Here is a 17,386-nt window from a genome sequence, read left to right as displayed (position 1 = left end):
CGGCGGTCGGCGGCGGCGGGCCAGCGGGCTTTCATCGCAGCGCGCGCGGCGTGGAGCGCTGCGGCGAGCGCGCCGAGGCGGGCGGGAAGCAACGCCTCGATCCGCTGGCGCACCGCTTTGGCGAGGCCGGCCGAGGCGCCGGCGGTGCCGATCGCGATCGTCACCGGTGCGCGGTCGACGATCGCGGGGGTGGTGAAATCGCAAAGGCCGGGGCGGTCGACGACATTGACGAGCAGACCGCGGGCGCGGAGTGCCTGCGCCGCGGCGCGTGCCTCGTCTTCGTCGTCCAACGCGACGAAGGCAATCGTCGCGCCCTCCTCCCACGCCGGGACGATCCGTCCGCCCGCGCGCACGATCAGCCGCGCCTTGGCATCGGCCGCCTCCCCCTCCCCGACCAGCACGGCCGTGCGGCCGCGAAGGTTCAGGAAGATGGGAAGCTGGTGCATGAGTGTTACCTATAACGTCATTGCGAGCGAAGCGAAGCAATCCAGAGCGGTTTATGCCTACTCTGGATTGCCGCGTCGCTTCGCTCCTCGCAATGACGAGATTGTCAGTCGATCCAGTCGGGGACGCGCTCGGCGGCCATGATCGTTCCCGCGGCGATGCGGTCGGCGACGACGGCATAACGGTCACCATCGACGAGCACCTCGGGAACGAGGCTGCGGCTGTTGTAGGTCGACGCCATCGTCGCGCCATAAGCCCCCGCGCTGCAGAAGACCGCGAGGTCGCCCGGCTCGACCTTGTCGATCAGCCGGTCGCGCGCAAAGGTGTCGCCGGTTTCGCACACCGGGCCGACGATCGAGGCGGTCATCGTCTCGCCCGACGGCTTCACCGCGACGAAATCATGCCACGCGTCATAGAGCGCGGGCCGGGCAAGGTCGTTCATCGCCGCATCGACGATGACGAAGGGGTGCGTTGCGCCGGGTTTCACCCACAAAGTCTCGGTCAGCAAAACCCCCGAATTGCCCGCGATGACACGGCCGGGCTCGAACATCAGCGTGACGTCCCAATCGCGCGTGACCCGCGCGACCATCGCGCCATAATCGGCGGGCGACGGCGGAATGATATTGTCGCCCGCCCGGTACGGCACGCCAAGCCCGCCGCCGAGGTCGACATGCGTGATGCTGTGCCCCGCGGCGCGCAGGTCGGCGACGAGCTCGCCGACGCGCTGGAACGCCGCCTCGAACGGGGCGAGGCTGGTGAGCTGGCTGCCGATATGGACCGCGACGCCGCGCATGTTGAGCCCCGGCAGCGCCGACAGCCGCGCGAAAATTTCGGGCGCGCTGTCGATGCCGACGCCGAACTTGTTCTCGGCCTTGCCGGTCGAGATTTTGGCATGCGTGCCCGCGTCGACGTCGGGATTGACGCGCAGCACCGCGGGCGCGGTCATTTCCTTGGCGGCCGCGATTTCGGCGAGGGCGACGCCCTCGGGCTCATGCTCGATGTTGAACTGGCCGATGCCGCGGTCGAGCCCCTGCGCCAGTTCGGCGCGCGTCTTGCCCACGCCCGAAAAGACGATGTCCTCGGGCGCCATGCCCGCCGCGAGCGCGCGTTCGAGCTCGCCGCCCGACACGACGTCGGCGCCATAGCCCTGCCGCGCAAGGACGCGCAGCACGCCGAGGTTGGGGTTGCTCTTGATCGCAAAGGCCAGATGCTTCTTCGGCACATCCTTGAGCCCGTCGCGAAACGCCTGCGCATGGCGCTCCAGCGTCGCGCGCGAATAGACGTAGACGGGGGTGCCGATTTCCTCGGCGATGCGCGGCAGCGGAATGTCCTCGGCGTGCATCACGCCGTCACGAAATTCAAAATGATTCATTGAAACAAGTCCTGATTATCTTTTTCCGTTCGCATCGAGCCCTTCGACTGCCTTGCAGGCGCTCAGGATAAACTTCAATCTTCGATTGAAGTCGAGATGCCTCGAAGGGCAGCGCCACGCGGATGGGTGTCTCGACTTCGCTCGACACGAACGGATAGGTAAGTTTGGTTTTGATCAGCCCGGAGGCGGCAAGTCAAAATCGTCGGGTTCGCGTTGTTCGGACCGTTTGAGAAGTTCGTCGCTGCGCGCGGGCCGGGCCTGCGCGTCGGGCGTCGTAAGCTCCTCTGTCGTCGGGGCGCGGGTCGCGCCAACGGGAATCACCGGTGCAGGCTGGCCCGCCACGGGCTTCAGATCTTCCTTGCTGCCGCACGCGCCGAGCAGCGCGGTCGCAGCGAACGTCATGGTGATGAGGCGCTTGGTCGCCATCAAATCACTCCTTCGAGCGCCGCGCGGGCCGCGGCGATGGCTTGCCTTACCCGTTCAGGCGCCGTGCCGCCATAGCTGGTGCGGCTGGCGACCGACGCCTCGACGGTCAGCGCCGCCAATACCTCGGGCGTGACCGCGGCATGGATCGCCGCAGCGTCCGCAGCAGGCAGCGCCGACAGCTCGACACCCAATTCCTCGGCGCGCTTCACGCACGAGCCGACGACATGGTGCGCCTCGCGGAACGGCAGGCCGTTCTCGCGCACGAGCCAGTCGGCGAGGTCGGTCGCGGTCGAATAGCCCGAGGCGGCGAGCGCGCGCATGCGGCCGGTACGGAAAGTCAGCGTTTCGACCATGCCGGTCATCGCCGCGAGCGACAGCGCGAGCGCGTCGAAAGCGCCGAAGACGGTTTCCTTGTCGTCCTGCAGATCCTTCGAATAGGTGAGCGGCAGACCCTTCACGATCACGGCGAGCCGCTGGAATGCGCCGAGCAGCAGGCCCGCGCGGCCACGCACCAGTTCGGCGGCGTCGGGGTTGCGCTTTTGCGGCATGATCGAGCTGCCCGTCGACCAGGCATCGGGCAAGCTGATGAAGCCGAAGGGCTGGCTGGCCCAGATCACGATTTCCTCGGCGAGGCGCGACAGGTGGATCGCGGCGATCGACGCCGAGGCGCAAAATTCGAGCGCGAAGTCGCGGTCGGATACGGCGTCGATGCTGTTCGCCATCGGGCGGTCGAAATCCAGCGCGGCCGCGGTCGCGTGGCGGTCGATAGGAAAGCCGGTGCCCGCCAGCGCGGCGGCGCCGAGCGGCGATTCGTTGAGGCGGCGGCGTGCGTCGGCAAAACGGCTGCGGTCGCGGCCGAGCATCTCGACATAGGCGAGGAGGTGATGGCCGAGCGTCACCGGCTGCGCGACCTGGAGGTGCGTGAAGCCGGGCATGATGCTGTCCGCATGCTCGTCGGCGCGCGCGAGGAGCGCGGTCTGGATCGCGGCCAGCCCGGCGTCGATGCGCTCGCACGCCGTGCGCGTCCACAGGCGGAAATCGGTCGCGACCTGGTCGTTGCGCGAGCGCGCGGTGTGAAGCCGTCCGGCGGCTTCGCCGACCAGCTCCTTCAACCGCGATTCGACGGTCATATGGATGTCTTCGAGCGCGAGGTCGACGGGAACGCCATCGCGCGCGAACTCGTCGGCGATCTGCGCGAGCCCGCGGTCGATTTGAACCGCATCGTCGGCGCCGATGATTCCCGCGGCGCCGAGCATCGCGGCGTGCGCCCGGCTCGCGGCGATATCTTCTTCCCACAATCGCTTGTCGACGGGGATCGAGGCGTTAATCTCTTGCATGATCGCCGCGGGTCCGCCACCGAAGCGGCCGCCCCACATGCTGTTGCTGTCCGGAGTATCCGCCATTCGCCGCGTCCCAAACCCGTATCTTGCGATCCTCGCCGTGCTTCTGGCCGGATCAATCGCCGGCTGCGATAGGGAAAAGCAGCCGGACGGGCAAGCGGGGCAAGGCCAAGCAAATATTTCGGCGGGCCAAGCGAAGGGGCTGGGGCAGTTCGAACATATTGTCGACCGCAGTCACAAGAGCGAAGCGGCGCCGACCGTGACCTTTCGCGGCCCCGATGACGCCCCGGCGACGCTCGCCTCGTTTCGCGGGCGTCCGCTGCTCGTCAATCTGTGGGCGACCTGGTGCGCGCCGTGCGTCGCCGAAATGCCGACGCTCGACGCGCTGGCCGCGAAAAGCGGCGAGCGCATGACGGTGATTGCCGTCGCGCAGGATGTGCAGGGCGCCGAAATCGTCGACCCGTGGTTCCAGAAGGCGGGACTGAAGGCGTTGCAGCCCTATATCGACCCCGAAAACGGCCTGCTCGACGCGGCGAACAGCGCGCTGCCGACGAGCATCTATTATGACGCCGCGGGGCGCGAATTGTGGCGCGTTGTGGGTGCAATCGATTGGCAGGGGGCCGAAGCGAAGGCGCTGCTGGCCGAGGGTGCTTCCTAACCCAAATTGCGCTAAATTTCGTCATTCCCGCGAAAGCGGGAACCCAGTTGCGACGGTTGCTCGCTGGGTTCCCGCTTTCGCGGGAATGACGGTTAAACAAACAAGAATGGGCGGATGCCCCATGACACCCGCCCCTCCCTGCGACCCAGAGCAAGGCTCCGGGGAACTCGACAGGGCTTAGCCGCCGACCGTCACGCGACCGGTGCGATAGCCCTTCGCGCGCATTTCCTTCACATAATCCTTGTCGGCGTCGATCACCTCGGTCTGCCATTCGTCCCACGCATCCCAGCGATCCTCGCGGTCGGTCGCATGGCGAAGGTCGCTGGTCAGCTCCTTTTCCGCCTCCAATATGTCGGCCTTGTAATTATACCATTGCTGGTTGACGACGCCCGCGATCGGCGAGGTGCGGATGTGCGGCGCCTCGAAACCCGGCGGCATCGCACCATAGGGAACGGCAGCGCCGGCCGCCGTTGCGGGCAGCGCCATCATTGCGGCGAGGGTGGTCCATTTTTTCATCGTCCATCTCCTGATTGCCCGCAGGTTGCGAGGCGGTCGGGGAGTCAACGAAGCAGGTCGCGCTTTTATTCCCGGCCGAACGCCGAAATGTTACAAGCCGCGGCGGAAACGCTCATCCGGGGTGCGCTTCGTCGCCGACAGCGGAGCGAAGGAGGCCGCGGAAAACCTCCTGCGCGCTGCGTTTTCCCTGCGTCACGTCATACACATCGCGCGCGATCGGCATGTCGAGGCCGTGCTTTTCGGCGAGGGCGATGACGGTCGGCGCGCTCTTCACCCCTTCGGCGACCATATTCATACTGGCGATGATTTCGTCGATCGGACGCCCCTTGCCGAGTTCGACCCCGACATGGCGGTTGCGCGACAAGGGGCTGGTGCAGGTCGCGATCAGGTCGCCCATGCCGGTGAGCCCCGCGAAGGTTTCGGGGCGCCCGCCCATCGCGACGCCCAGCCGCGTGATCTCGGCAAGCCCGCGCGTCATCAGCGCCGAGCGCGTGTTGTCGCCCGCGCCGAGCCCGTCGCCCATGCCGACCGCGATCGCGATGATATTCTTGAGCACACCGCCGAGTTCGCAGCCGAGCAGGTCGGTGTTGGTGTAGACGCGGAACAGCCCCGAATGGAACACCGGCTGGAGCGCGCGCACGACGATCTCGTCCTCCATCGAGAGCACGCTCGCCGCGGCCTGTCCGGTCATGATCTCGCGCGCAAGGTTCGGCCCGGTGAGCACGCCGACGGGGTGGCCGGGGAGCACCTCCTCGATCAGCTCGGTCATGCGTTTGCCCGAGGACAGCTCGAGCCCCTTGGTGAGGCTGATCACCGGCACCCACGGGCGAAGATGCGCGCGCGCCTCCTCGAGCACGGCGCGGAAGCTGTGCGACGGGACGCCCATGACGAGCACGTCGGCGCTCGCGACCACTTCGGCCATGTCATTCGTGGCGCGGAGGGTCGCCGGCAGCGCGATGCCGGGCAGATATTTGCGATTCTCGTGGATAGCGTTGATGTCATCGACGGTTTCGGCGTCGCGCGCCCACAGCGCGATCGGCGCATTGCGCGACACCAGCGCCGCCACCGTCGTCCCCCAGCTGCCGCCGCCCAGCAGACCCACTTTCAGGCGCATCTGTCTCTCCCCCTATTTTCGAAAGAGAGTGACGGGAGAATGGATGGTTGGCAAGGTCACGATCCTCCCCTTGGCGCAGCCAAGGGGAGGTGGCAGCGCGAAGCGCTGACGGAGGGGTAATGACGCGACGTCGAAACCCCTCCACCACGCCCTGCGGGCACGGTCCCCTACCCCGACGCTCCGCGATGGGGGGGGGGATCTAATGCTGGCTAAGAAAACCCTTCATCACCGCGGCGGTCGCCTTCGGATCCTCGATCATCGGGACATGGCCGACATGGTCGAAGATATGCGCGACGCTGCCGGCGATGCCCGCTTCGAGCACGGGGACGCAACTGACGTCGAGCAACTGGTCGTGGCGGCCCCAGATGATCAGCGTCGGCACCTTCACCTCGCCGAGCCGGTCGTTGAGCGGATGGTCGCGGCCTTCGGTGGCGATCACCCAGAAAATCATGTCGAGCTGGTCGCGATATTTGAGCGCGTCGGCATAAAGGACGGGCTTCAAACGCGACGGGATATAGGGCGGCTTGTGGACGACCATCGCCACCAGCCGGTCGGCATCCTCCAGATTGGCGAGGACGAGCGGGTTGTAGTCTTCGTTTGCCGCCTGTTTCTGAAGCGGGCTCTCGTTCGCGCCATTGACCCCCGCATTGTCGAGCAGGGTCAGGCTGGCGAGCGCGCCCGGATAGTCGATCGCGTAGCGCAGCGCGATCCAGCCGCCCATGCTGTTGCCGGCGACGTGCGGGTGCTGGAGCCCGAGCGTGTCGGCGAATGCCTTGAGCCGCGCGGTCTGCGCGTGAAGGTCATAGGCAAGGTCGGGATTGCGCTCATTCTCGCCGAACCCCGGCAGGTCGGGGGCGACGACATGATAATCGCGCGTCAGATAGGGCGCGATCATCGACCAATTATCCTTGTCGCCGGCAAAGCCGTGGACGAGGAGGAGGAGCGGTTTGGCCGGGTCGCCGCCTTCGAGATAGGGCCAGATGCGGCCGTCGACGGCGACGCTCTTCTGCACCATCCCGCCGCGGCGACGGAGCAAGGCGCGCCCGATCGCGACGAGGCGGCCGGGAAAAATGAAATATATCAGTATGAGCGCGATCAGCGGCGCGAAGATAAGGATGAGCAGGATTCGCATGTCGTCTCCTTAACCCCTTCCCTTCAGGGGAAGGGTTTGAAAAGGTCAGCGCTCTTCAACATGCGCATCGAACCAGCCGATCAGGTCGCCCAGCACCGCGTCGCGTTCGGGCTCGTTGTAGATTTCGTGGAACAGGCCGGGGTAGATTTTCAGCGCCTTGTCCGTCGACGCGACATTGGCGAAGAGATAGCGCGACCCCGCAGGCGCGGTCAGCCGGTCGGCCTCGCCATGCTGGATCAGGATCGGCAGCTTGATCTTTGGCGCGTCGGCCTGTGCGACCGCCATCGCGTCCATGAACTCCTTGCCGAGCCGGGCGCCGATCTTGCCGCCATAGACGAGCGGATCGGCCTGATAGGCGGCGACGACTTGCGGATCGCGGCTGACGCCGTTGGCATCGAGCGACAGCACGCCAAGGCGCGGGAAGAAGCGTGAAAGGAAACGGCTGATCCAGACGGTCAAGCGCGACGGCGGTTCCGCGGGCTGGATCGCCGGGCCGGAAAGCGCCGCCGCGACAAAGGCATTTTGCCGCTCGACGAGGAACAGCGTCGCGATCAGCCCGCCCATGCTGTGACCGAGCAGCAGGCGCGGCGTGTCGGCATGGTTGATTTCGACCAGTGTCAGGAGCTCGGCCATGCCGTCGAGAAAGGCCGAAAAGCGCGGCACATACCCGCCCTCGCCGTCCGAATTGCCGTGCCCCCAATGGTCGACGGCATAGATGGCATAGCCCGCGCCGGTCAGCCGCTTGGCGACATATTCGTAGCGCCCGGCATGCTCGGCATAACCATGCGCGAGCAGGACCACCGCGCGCGGGCGCCCGGCGGGCAGCCAGTGGGTGACATGGAGCCGCGCGCCGCCGGCGGCGGAACCGGCGGGCAGGATCACCGCGCCCGCCGCCACGGTCAGCGAACCGCCTTCTTCAGCGCGGCGCTGCGGTGGCCGGGGCCGTCGTCGCCCGTCTTGTCGATCTTCGCCAAGATCGCTTCGAGCGCGCGGCTGATCGCGGTCTGGGTGCGCACCATTTCGACCTTGGGCCACGCGGTGCGCTCGCCGGTGTCGATCAGTTCGTCGATGTCCTCCTGCGCCAGATCGGAGAGGATCTTCGCCGGCGACCAGAATTTCGGCGGGCGGATGATGTTGATGTCGCCGGTATAGTCCTGGTTGATCACCGAACGCGCCATATTGGCGAGGCTGTTGAGCGGCGGCACCCATTCGAGCGGTTTCTGGAAAATCACCATATTCGCGTTGAGCCACGCCTTGAAGGTCGCCATCGACGCATGTTGAATGGCCTCGATCGGCGCCATTTGCTTGCGCGTATCGGTCGCGAAGGGCAGCGCGATCGGGTTCGCCTGGCTGACGATATGATGGTTCACGCCATACAGCCGCTCGAGCCGCTTGGCCGGGATGTCGTGCGTCACCGACCCGTCGACCCAGCGCCGGTCGGGCTGGTAAGGAATACGTTCGCCCTTGTCGTCGCGCGCCATCAGCATCACCGGCGGGAAGACGCCGGGCACCGCGCACGACGCGAGCACCGCTTCGCGGATCAGCACATTCGGCGCCGTGATCGCGTTGAGCAGGCGCCCGTTCTGATGCTTTTCGGCCGGCGCGACCGAGACGTTGAGGTGGCGGCCGCTGATTTCATAGGCTTCCTGAAAGGTCAGGTCGGGGATCAGGTCGGCAAGGCGCTCGCGCACCTCGTCGGGCGCGAGGCGCCGCCCGTCGGAATCGCGGTCGGGGTTGGCGAGGCGTTCGCTTTCGAGGAAGGCGCCGATGTCGGCATTCTTGCGGGTGCAGACGACCGCGGCGACGATCGACCCGCCGCTCGCGCCCGACATGATCGCGGGCAACACGCCTTCTTCCCAGAGCGCCTTGACGACGCCGATATGGAAAAAGAGGAAACTGCCCGAACCCGAAAGCAGCAGCGCCGAGCGGCCGTAGCAATGCTGCGCGCGGCGGAAGAAGTCGCGTTTCTCCTCGCGGGTGATGCTGCGCGCGGCGGCGATCTTGCCCAATGAGGCGACAACCTCGGCGACATAATCCTCGACCAGCTTTTTCGTGCCGAAGCGCGCCTTCTGGTACAGCCGCTCGTGCCCCATGCCGTCAATATTGCCGTGGATGCCTTCGTTAAGGACGAAGAGCAGCCCCTGGACGTCGCCCGCCGCCGACAGTTTGCGCAGCTTTTCCAGCCGGGCGCGGATCGCCCTATAATCGAAATGCTTGCTTTCGTCGGCATCGCGCCACGCTTGCAGCCCCGATTTCCGGTCATGTTCGCGCGCCGCCTTGGCCCATGCAATATAGTCGGGCGCGGTCACCAGATCGCGGTCGGCGCTGAGCGTCGGGGTGAAAAGCATTCGGTAATCCTGCGAGAGCATGGTTATTTTTTCCGAGTCTTGCTGGTTGCGTTGCCTTTGGCAACTGTTTTGACGATGACATCCACCCTCGTCACCCCGGACTTGATCCGGGGTCCCGCTCGGCGACGGTGGAAAGCTGGACCCCGGATCAAGTCCGGGGTGACGAAGAAGGAGGCTTCTTCTTTCCCTTTGCCACGGCTTTCGGCTTCACTCTCGGTTTGGCCGCAGGTTTCGGGACGGGTTTCGCTTTCGCCCTGGGCTTGGCCGCGGGTTTCGGCTTTACCGTAGCGGCTTTCGCCTTCTCCGGCTTGGGCACCGCCGCCATCAGGTCGGCGAAGCTTTCGTCGATACACTCGCGGAAAAAGGCGATATCGGGCATCACCGCGCGCTCGGAAATGAGCGAGAAAGCGATCCGGCCATTGTAGCTGGGGGTCGCGACGAACAGCCCCATATTGTTCGCAAGCGGCGCCATACCGTGCTGTTGCACAAGCTGCGCGCCCGCGAGATAGAGCGGCACCTGCGCCCCCGGCACGTTCGAGATGAAGAGGTTGGTGCCGCGCACCGCGAAACGCTCGCTGGTGACAAGCCGCGCGACCGCCGCCATCGTCGCGCCCGGAATATGCTGTGACAGGTCGGTCATGATCCTTGCGCTGACCCCCGCCTTCGCCTCCTTCGCCTCGACCGTATAGTCGCGCACCGCCGCGAGCCGGGCGAGCGGATCGGCGATGTCGGTGCGGATCGGGACACTCATCGCCGACACCTGATTGCCCGGTTTCGACGCCCCCTTGCCTCCTGGGCCCGCGCCCTTTTCCTTGCCGCGCAAATTGATCGGCGCGACCGCGACGAGGCTGTCCTTGGGCAATTCGTTATGCTTCGCGAGATATTTGCGCAGCGCGCCGCCGACGGTGGTGAGGACAACATCGTTGACCGTCGCGCCGGGCACTTTCTTGCGGATCTCGGCAACGTCGGTCAGCGCGACCGTCGTCGCGTCGAACATCTTGTGCGGGCCGACGGGCACGTTGAAGCGCGTTTCGGGGACGCCGGCCGTCATCCCGCCTTCGGCAATCGACCGCCTCGCCGACGAGATGATCGCGGGCGACATTTTCATCAGCGCGTTCATGAATTTGACGGGCGACTGCATCGACGCCGACCAGGCGCGCGACAGCGTTTCGGCGCTCGACGGCGCCTTGCCCAGTTCCTCGACCGGCGGCGGTTCGGGGATCGCGGGCGTGCCCTTTGCGTCGATGTCGCTCATCGCGATGAAGGCGTGCGCGCCCGATGCGCCGTCGACCGCGGCGTGATGAACTCGGTGGAGCATCGCGAAGCTGCCCTTCGGGATGCCGGGAATGCGGTCGAGCCCCTCGATGATATAGATGTCCCAGAGCGGGCGGTTCATATCCATCGGTTTCGAGAACCAGCGCGCGACCGCGATGCAGAATTGCCGCCAGTCGCCGGGTTCGGGCAGGCGCGCGTGGCTCATATGCGCCTCGATATCGAAATGCTCGTCCTCGACCCAATAGGGATGGTCCATGTCGAACGGCAGGCGGTGGAGCCGGCGCTTGAACAAGGGCGAGGTGTCGACGCGGCTTTCAACGTGGCGGATGATATCCTTGAATCGCACGAAGCCGCCCGGCGCGGTCGAGGGGTCATAGATATAGACCCCCATGATGTGCGTCAGATTGTTCGCGGTCTGGGTATAGAGGAACTGGGCGTCCTGCGCGCTGAGCTGTTTGAGCATGTTAGGACCTATCCTCTGAAATCATGAAATAATTCGTCATTCCCGCGAAAGCGGGAACCCAGTTGCGACGTTTGCTCGCTGGGTTCCCGCTTTCGCGGGAATGACGAGGAGAGGTTAAACTCGTTCATCCCCAACTCCCGGCAATCGATCGGCGAGCGCCACGGTCGAGAGGCGCATCGTTTCCATCACATTGGCAAGGCCGCGCAGTTCGACCAACAGCGCGCGGCGCGCGGCGAGGTTGACCGGGGTAGCCTCCTCCGCGAGCCCCATGTGGCGCATCAGCGACAGGCCGTTGGCGAAGAGCAATTTGCCGATCGCCGCTTCGCTGCTGATCCGGCGGAGCAGATAGGCCTGCTTGCCTTCGGTGAGCGCCGCGTCGAGCAACGCCGGTTCGTCGACGACATCGCCGGGCTTGGCGCGCGCGAGCAGGTCGGCGACGACCGAATAGGCCTCGGCAAAGGGCAGCAATATCGCGTGACCGACGACCGGCTGGCAGCGCCGGATCAGCTGTGCGATGCCGCGGTCGCCGCTGGCGAGGCGGCGGTCCCAGACGGGATCGATGCGCGTCAGTTCGGCGGCGATCGCCGCGCGATGCTCGTCGCGGGGCGGATAGAAGAATTCGAATTTGAACAGGTCGCGGAGGCGATCGATCTTGACCCAGAAGGCGGCGGTCGCGTCGCCGCTGTCGCCATCGCGCAGTTCGAACAGCGCCAGTTCGATCATCGCACGGCCCAGAAAATGATGCGCGATGATGTTGCGGTAATAGCTCGCCATCGGATGCTTGGCGGGGTCGATCGAATAGACATTCTCGCTGCCCGCCTCGTAGCGCGTCAGCAGGCCGCTCTCGACGAGCGTGTCGACCGTCGTCGAGAGCGCGGTATCGTCGCCGCTTTCGAGTTCGCTGCTGAGCCGAATGTCGCGCGCGCGCGCCCAGCCGGTCACCGCGCCGATCGCGCCGAGCAGTTCGGCCGCGGTCGCGCCGCGCGGCGCCATGCCGAGCAAGATCAGGCACATCACCGAGGTGACCGTCAGCGGCGTCACGCGATTGGCCTCGACAGCAACCGCGAAGGCGATTGTTTCGAGCGCGCGCTTGTCGTCGGGGGCGGGCGCCTCGCCCACCACCACCGGATTGCCGATGTCCAAGCGGATGCGGCCCGAGGGTTCCTTGAGGCTCTTCATATAGCCGAGAAACCACGACAGGCTCTCGGGCTTCTTGTTCCGGCCGGTCTGTTCGGCGGCATATTCCTCGACGTCGCGGATCAGGTCGAAGCTGGTGACGAAGGGCACGAAATGCACATCGCGCGTCCCCGTCGCGTGCGCGGCGTCGAGGACATATTTCATCAGGCCATACTTCGGCGGCATCAATTTGCCGAGCCGCGAGCGCGTTCCCTCGAACGCCCAGCTCAGCGGGAAGCGCTTGGCGAGCAGCCACGCAATATAGTGGCGCAGCACGAGCTTGTAGACCGGCTGGTCCTGGAAGCTGCGGCGGATGAAGATCATCCCCGAGCGGCGGAAAAATTCGCCCATGACCGCGAAATCGAGATTGGCGCCGCCAAAGCTGTGCAGCATCGGCAGGTCGTTCTCATAGGCAAGCCGGCTGGGCGTCGCGCCGTCGATATAGGTTTTGTGGGTGAACAGGATCGCGGTCGGATGCTCGCGCAGGATCGACCGCAGCTTGGCAAGCTCCGCCGCGTCGATCTCCATTTCGGGGGCGTAGCCGCCGAACATCATGCGATCGAGCCGCGCGCGCAGATCGAGGAACAGTGCCGACGGCCGCGCGATGACCTCCTTCATCAGCGGCCGCGCCTCGCGAAAGAGGTCGGCAACCGGGCGTCCCGTCGCCTCGGACAGTTCGGCGAGCGCGGCGCGGAACTTGGGGCTGGTGCGCAGGCCATCAGCGACGAAGCGCGGCACCTTGTATCTTGTTCCCCGGATCCCGCGTTCGGCGACGTCGAGCGCGAGCGCCGCCTGCCGCGCGACGAAACCCGCGAATTCGGGGCTGCCCGCCCCCTCGCCATCGCCGCCGCCGGTCTGCGCGCAGAACCGGTCGCGCAGCGCATCGAGCGTCGCCGCCTCGCCGACCAATATCTGCGCGCGGCGGCGGTCGCGGAGCAAGATCAGCCGCGAGCGGAGCGGGCCGGGATGGCGCGGGTCGCCGAAGAGGATATGGCGGAATTTGAGCGCGCGGTCGCGCTCGAATCCCGGGATGCGCCACGCGACGCGCAGCGGCACGACCTGGCGCGACGGCGATCCGTCGAGCCGCGCGCGGAGCATGTCGAGCGGCAGCGCATGGTCGTCGTCCTCGATCGCAAGGCTGGCCCATTGCGGCTCGTTGTCGCCGCCCAAATCATTGGCAGTCGAATGAACCCAGTCGAGCAAGAGCCTCCGCTCGACCCCGTTGCGCGCGTCGATGATATAGAGCCGGTCGGCCGCCTGCTCCGCCACGATCGGGGTGCGGGGCGTTCCGTCGGCCACCGCTTAGCCCGTCTTTCCCTTGGCGGCCGCGGGCTTTTTGACGGATGCCTTTTTCTTCGTCGCAGGTTTCTTCGCAGCCGCTTTTTTCGGCTTGGCCTTTTCGGCCTTGGCCTCGGGCGGAGCCGCCTCGGGCGCGGGTTCCTTCGCGACCGATTCCGCCACGCTTTCCTCGGGCTGACCCAGCGTGCGCAGGAACATGTTGCGGACGTCGCGGACGTGATTGTTCATCGTCCGCGCGCTCCACTTCGACGTATCGACCGGCGGCAGCACGGTGACGCGCACTGTCGCGGGACGCATCACGAACTCGTTCTTGGGCGCGACGTCGGTCGCGTTATGGATCACGATCGGGACGATCGGCACTCCCGCCTGCATCGCGAGGTGGAACGCGCCCTTCTTGAACGGTTCGAGCTTCGGGGTCAGGCTGCGCGTGCCTTCGGGCGAGATGCAGATCGACTTGCCCTCGACCTTGATCGCGTCGACCAGCGGCTCCATCGCCTTGATCGCGCTCTTGCCGTCGGCGCGGTCGACGAAGACGGTGCCGCCCCATTCCATCAGCTTCCCCAGGATTGGGATGTCCCTGATTTCCTTCTTGCCCACGCCGCACATGTCGCGGCGGATGAGCTTGGCGAGGATCATCACGTCGGCCTTGCTCTGGTGGTTGAAGATGAAGACGCACGGGCGCGACGACCAGAGATGCTTCTCGTCCTCGACCTCGAGCTCGACCCCGGTGATCGCGGTCGCGAAATCGCCGAACAGCCCCATCGAGAAATTAACCGCCTCGCGCTGCGAACGCGTCAGCGCCCAGATCGGAAGGCCCGCGGCGAAGGCGCCGACGAGCGAGCCGGTGGCGTAGATGGTGCGGGTATAATCGACCCAGCTCGGCGTGCCGCGGCTGGCGAAGCGTTGTACCGGCCAGCCGTTCTCCTCGGCGATCGCCTTGAGTTTCAAATTCGGGTTGAGCGGGCGCGGCTTGCCGACGCGTTTGAGCAGTTCGATGTCGTCGTCGCTGTCCGAATAGAAAAAGCTCTGGTCGAGGTCGAGGCCATATTCGGCGGCAAGCTCCTCGGCGGCGAGCACCTTGCCCTCGCCGAAGCAGAGCGGGCGGATGATTTCGCCGGTGAAGACGCCACCCTCTATTTCATAGGCCGAGCATTTGATGTCGGTGATGCCAAGGTCGCGCGCGGTCGGTTCGATCTGGTAGATCGTCGCCGACGAGATGATCGCGACGCGGTGGCCCTTCGCCTGATGCGCCTCGATGATCGCGCGCGTTTCGGGATAGATTTTGCGCGCGATATGCTTTTTGTAGAGCTCCTCGCCGAATTCGATAAAGCTCTCTTCGTCGACGCCCTTCATGAATTTGGCGGCGCCCGACATCAGCCCCGAAAAGCCGATGGTGCCGAGGCTGTGCTGCGCGATGACCTGCGCGGTCTCCGCAATCTCTTCCATCGACATTTCGCGGCGCTGGAATTTTTCGCGCAGCATTGCAGTGGCGGAGTAGCCCGAGATGATCGTGCCGTCGAAATCGAACAGCGCGGCGATATGCGGTCCGGGTTCGGACGCCAGGACTTCTTCCAAATGCGGCTGTGGCCTCGGCACGCCTGTCTCCCCACCGGCGGCTATCGGCCCGCCTTTGCTGCACGATGGCAGGTAAGATGGCGTTTATCAATGGCGCGAAGCAGCGGACCTTCCCCCTTGATGGGGGAAGGATACGGAGCCTTGCCGCGTCAGCGGCTAGGCGGAGTTGGATGGGGGTGCGGGTGCGTCCTCAGACCGTCATTTCAGGCCGAGAGCACACCCCCACCGCTGCGACTAGCGAACAATTTCGCAAGTCTCGCTGCCTCCCCCATCAAGGGGAGGGAAAGGTGAGCGGACATTTGACCTTAACGAGAAAGCGCCGCAGCTTCCCTCGCAAGCGCTTCGATTTTCGCGGGGTCGAGCGGGCCCGACGGGACGACCCAGCTGCCGCCGACGCACAGCACGGCTTCGAGCGCGAGCCATTCGGGCGCGGTCGCGAGGCTGATGCCGCCGGTGGGGCAGAAGCGCGCCTGGCCGAAGGGACCCGCAAGCGCCTTCAGCGCTGGAATGCCGCCGCTGGTCGCCGCGGGGAAGAATTTGAAGCGATCGAGGCCGAGATCCATGCCGCGCATGATGTCGCCGGCGTTGGCGGTGCCGGGGAGGAAGGGAATCCCGCTCGCGACGGCAGCTTTGCCGAGATTGTCGGTGAGGCCGGGCGAGACGATGAATTCGGCGCCCGCCGCGATCGCGCCATTGAGCATCGCGGGATCGAGCACGGTGCCGGCGCCGACGACTGCGCCCTTGACGCGCTTCATCGCGGTGATCGCATCGAGCGCGGCGGGGGTGCGCATGGTGACTTCGAGTACCGTCAGCCCGCCGGCGACCAGCGCTTCGGCCATCGGCACCGCGTCCTCGACGCGGTCGATGACGATCACCGGGATGACGGGGGCTAGCGCCATGATCTGGTCGATGGACTGCTCTACCATTTTCTACTCCGTTCGAAATCTCAAACTCCGTTCGCCCTGAGCTTGTCGAAGGGCCGTTCTTTTCTCAGCGTCGCGAAAAAAAGACGGTGCTTCGACAAGCTCAGCACGAACGGGATTAGGGGTTATCCTGTAACCGCCTCCATCGCCGCCAATACCGCCGACCCGCCTTTTTCGGCTTCGTCGGCGTGATGGCGGAACAGGGCGAATAATTCGCGCCCGACGCCGAGCGCGGGCGGCGGGGCGACGGCAGGGGTGCGCGCGGCCCATATGGCGTCGTCGACGAGCGCAACGACTTCGCCGTTCACCGCGCAGACGCGGACCATGTCGCCGTCCTGAAGATAAGCGAGCGGGCCGCTGGCGCCATCGGTGCCCGGCAAGGCTTCGGGCGAGAGGTGGATGACCGCGGGAACCTTGCCGCTCGCGCCCGACATGCGGCCGTCGGTGAGCAGCGCGACGCGAAAGCCCTTGTCCTGCAGCACGCCCAAGGCCGGGGTCAGCTTGTGCAGCTCGGGCATGCCGTTGGCGCGCGGACCCTGGAAGCGGACGACGACGACGACGTCGCGTTCGAGTTCGCCCGCCTTGAATGCGGCGAGCACCTGATTCTGGTCGTCGAAGATCCGGCACGGCGCCTCGATCGTCCAGCGATCCTCGGCGACCGCGCTGGTCTTGATGATCGCGCGGCCGAGGTTGCCCGCGAGTAGGCGCATCCCGCCGTCGGGCGAGAAAGGCGCCGCAGCGGGGCGGAGCATATTGTCGTCGCGGCTCTCGGCGGGCGCCGCCTGCCAGTGAAGTTCATCGTTCACCAGGACGGGTTCCGATGCATAATCGGCCATCGTCCCGCCGACGGTCAGCACGTCGCCATGGAGCAGCCCCGCACCGAGCAGCTCGCGCACGACATAGCCGATGCCGCCCGCGGCGTGGAAATTGTTCACGTCGCCCGCACCGTTCGGATAGACGCGCGCGAGCAGCGGCACCGCATGGCTCAGTTCGTCGAAATCCTGCCAGTCGATGATGATCCCGGCGGCGCGCGCGATCGCGGGCAGGTGGATCGCATGGTTGGTCGACCCGCCGGTGGCGAGCAGGCCGATCGCGGCATTGACGATCGCCTTTTCGTCGATGCAGCGCGACAGCGGGCGATAGTCGTCGCCGTCCCAGCCGATCTGCGCAACGCGGTGCGTCGCGGCGCGGGTCAGCTCCTGCCGAAGTTTAGTGCCCGGGTTGGTGAAGGCGCTGCCGGGGACGTGCAGCCCCATCAGCTCCATCATCATCTGGTTGCTGTTCGCGGTGCCGTAGAAGGTGCAGGTGCCCGCGCCATGATAGCT

The 17,386-nt window shown here is 65.9% G+C and carries 15 protein-coding genes; 1 reads left to right on the top strand and 14 read right to left on the bottom strand.

All coding sequences use genetic code 11. The features are described 5' to 3' along the window. From VJ811_RS17175 to argH, 4 genes are all read right to left on the bottom strand, one after another. On the bottom strand, positions 1 to 446 hold a 446-nt coding region (locus VJ811_RS17175), incomplete at its 3' end, for a precorrin-2 dehydrogenase/sirohydrochlorin ferrochelatase family protein (RefSeq protein ID WP_324074622.1). Positions 447 to 550: 104 nt separating this feature from the next. Further along, positions 551 to 1,816 carry a diaminopimelate decarboxylase gene (lysA, locus tag VJ811_RS17170; protein WP_324074620.1) on the bottom strand — a complete coding sequence of 422 codons (1,266 nt, stop codon included), beginning with the start codon at positions 1,814 to 1,816 and terminating at the stop codon, positions 551 to 553. 174 nt (positions 1,817 to 1,990) lie between these two features. Next, positions 1,991 to 2,242, bottom strand: coding sequence for a hypothetical protein (locus VJ811_RS17165; RefSeq protein WP_324074618.1), 252 nt, complete (start codon positions 2,240 to 2,242; stop codon positions 1,991 to 1,993). Continuing rightward, on the bottom strand, positions 2,242 to 3,618 hold the full coding sequence (argH, locus tag VJ811_RS17160) for an argininosuccinate lyase (protein ID WP_324074624.1): 1,377 nt from the start codon (positions 3,616 to 3,618) through the stop codon (positions 2,242 to 2,244). The genes VJ811_RS17165 and argH overlap by 1 nt, the downstream gene beginning before the upstream one ends. On the opposite strand from argH, the gene VJ811_RS17155 reads away from it, so the two are divergent. After that, positions 3,617 to 4,240: a TlpA disulfide reductase family protein gene (locus tag VJ811_RS17155; RefSeq protein WP_324074616.1), complete on the top strand. Its 624-nt coding sequence runs from the start codon at positions 3,617 to 3,619 to the stop codon at positions 4,238 to 4,240. The genes argH and VJ811_RS17155 overlap by 2 nt on opposite strands. Positions 4,241 to 4,417: 177 nt before the next feature. Here VJ811_RS17155 and VJ811_RS17150 read toward each other — a convergent pair whose 3' ends face one another. The 10 genes from VJ811_RS17150 to VJ811_RS17105 all read right to left on the bottom strand — a co-directional run. Beyond that, the gene (locus tag VJ811_RS17150; RefSeq protein WP_324074615.1) at positions 4,418 to 4,756 is read right to left on the bottom strand and encodes a hypothetical protein; all 339 of its coding nucleotides are present in this window, start codon (positions 4,754 to 4,756) and stop codon (positions 4,418 to 4,420) included. 112 nt (positions 4,757 to 4,868) lie between these two features. Next, the gene (locus VJ811_RS17145; protein ID WP_324074613.1) at positions 4,869 to 5,870 is read right to left on the bottom strand and encodes an NAD(P)H-dependent glycerol-3-phosphate dehydrogenase; all 1,002 of its coding nucleotides are present in this window, start codon (positions 5,868 to 5,870) and stop codon (positions 4,869 to 4,871) included. A 199-nt stretch (positions 5,871 to 6,069) separates the two neighbouring features. Then, on the bottom strand, positions 6,070 to 7,002 hold the full coding sequence (locus VJ811_RS17140; RefSeq protein ID WP_324074611.1) for an alpha/beta fold hydrolase: 933 nt from the start codon (positions 7,000 to 7,002) through the stop codon (positions 6,070 to 6,072). Positions 7,003 to 7,047: 45 nt separating this feature from the next. Then, complete coding sequence (locus VJ811_RS17135) at positions 7,048 to 7,899, bottom strand: alpha/beta hydrolase (protein ID WP_324074609.1); 852 nt, start codon at positions 7,897 to 7,899, stop codon at positions 7,048 to 7,050. Positions 7,900 to 7,901: 2 nt separating this feature from the next. After that, positions 7,902 to 9,350 carry a DUF3336 domain-containing protein gene (locus VJ811_RS17130; RefSeq protein ID WP_324074607.1) on the bottom strand — a complete coding sequence of 483 codons (1,449 nt, stop codon included), beginning with the start codon at positions 9,348 to 9,350 and terminating at the stop codon, positions 7,902 to 7,904. A gap of 148 nt (positions 9,351 to 9,498) precedes the next feature. Next, a complete protein-coding gene (locus VJ811_RS17125; protein WP_324074605.1) occupies positions 9,499 to 11,088 on the bottom strand; it encodes a wax ester/triacylglycerol synthase family O-acyltransferase in 1,590 nt (529 codons plus the stop codon). A gap of 114 nt (positions 11,089 to 11,202) precedes the next feature. Then, on the bottom strand, positions 11,203 to 13,563 hold the full coding sequence (locus tag VJ811_RS17120) for a glycerol-3-phosphate 1-O-acyltransferase (protein ID WP_324074603.1): 2,361 nt from the start codon (positions 13,561 to 13,563) through the stop codon (positions 11,203 to 11,205). Positions 13,564 to 13,566: 3 nt separating this feature from the next. Then, entirely contained in the window at positions 13,567 to 15,159 is a 1,593-nt protein-coding gene (locus VJ811_RS17115; protein WP_324074601.1) for an HAD-IB family hydrolase, read from the bottom strand. A 284-nt stretch (positions 15,160 to 15,443) separates the two neighbouring features. After that, positions 15,444 to 16,064, bottom strand: coding sequence for a bifunctional 4-hydroxy-2-oxoglutarate aldolase/2-dehydro-3-deoxy-phosphogluconate aldolase (eda, locus tag VJ811_RS17110; RefSeq protein ID WP_324074599.1), 621 nt, complete (start codon positions 16,062 to 16,064; stop codon positions 15,444 to 15,446). Between the two features lie 122 nt (positions 16,065 to 16,186). Continuing rightward, a partial coding sequence (locus tag VJ811_RS17105) for a dihydroxy-acid dehydratase (protein WP_324074597.1) occupies positions 16,187 to 17,386 on the bottom strand: 1,200 nt, incomplete at its 5' end.

Source organism: Sphingopyxis sp. (assembly GCF_035250425.1).
Taxonomy (GTDB): Bacteria; Pseudomonadota; Alphaproteobacteria; order Sphingomonadales; family Sphingomonadaceae; genus Sphingopyxis.
Note: the sequence above shows the minus strand (reverse complement) of the source record. Positions and strands in the feature narration are given on the sequence as shown.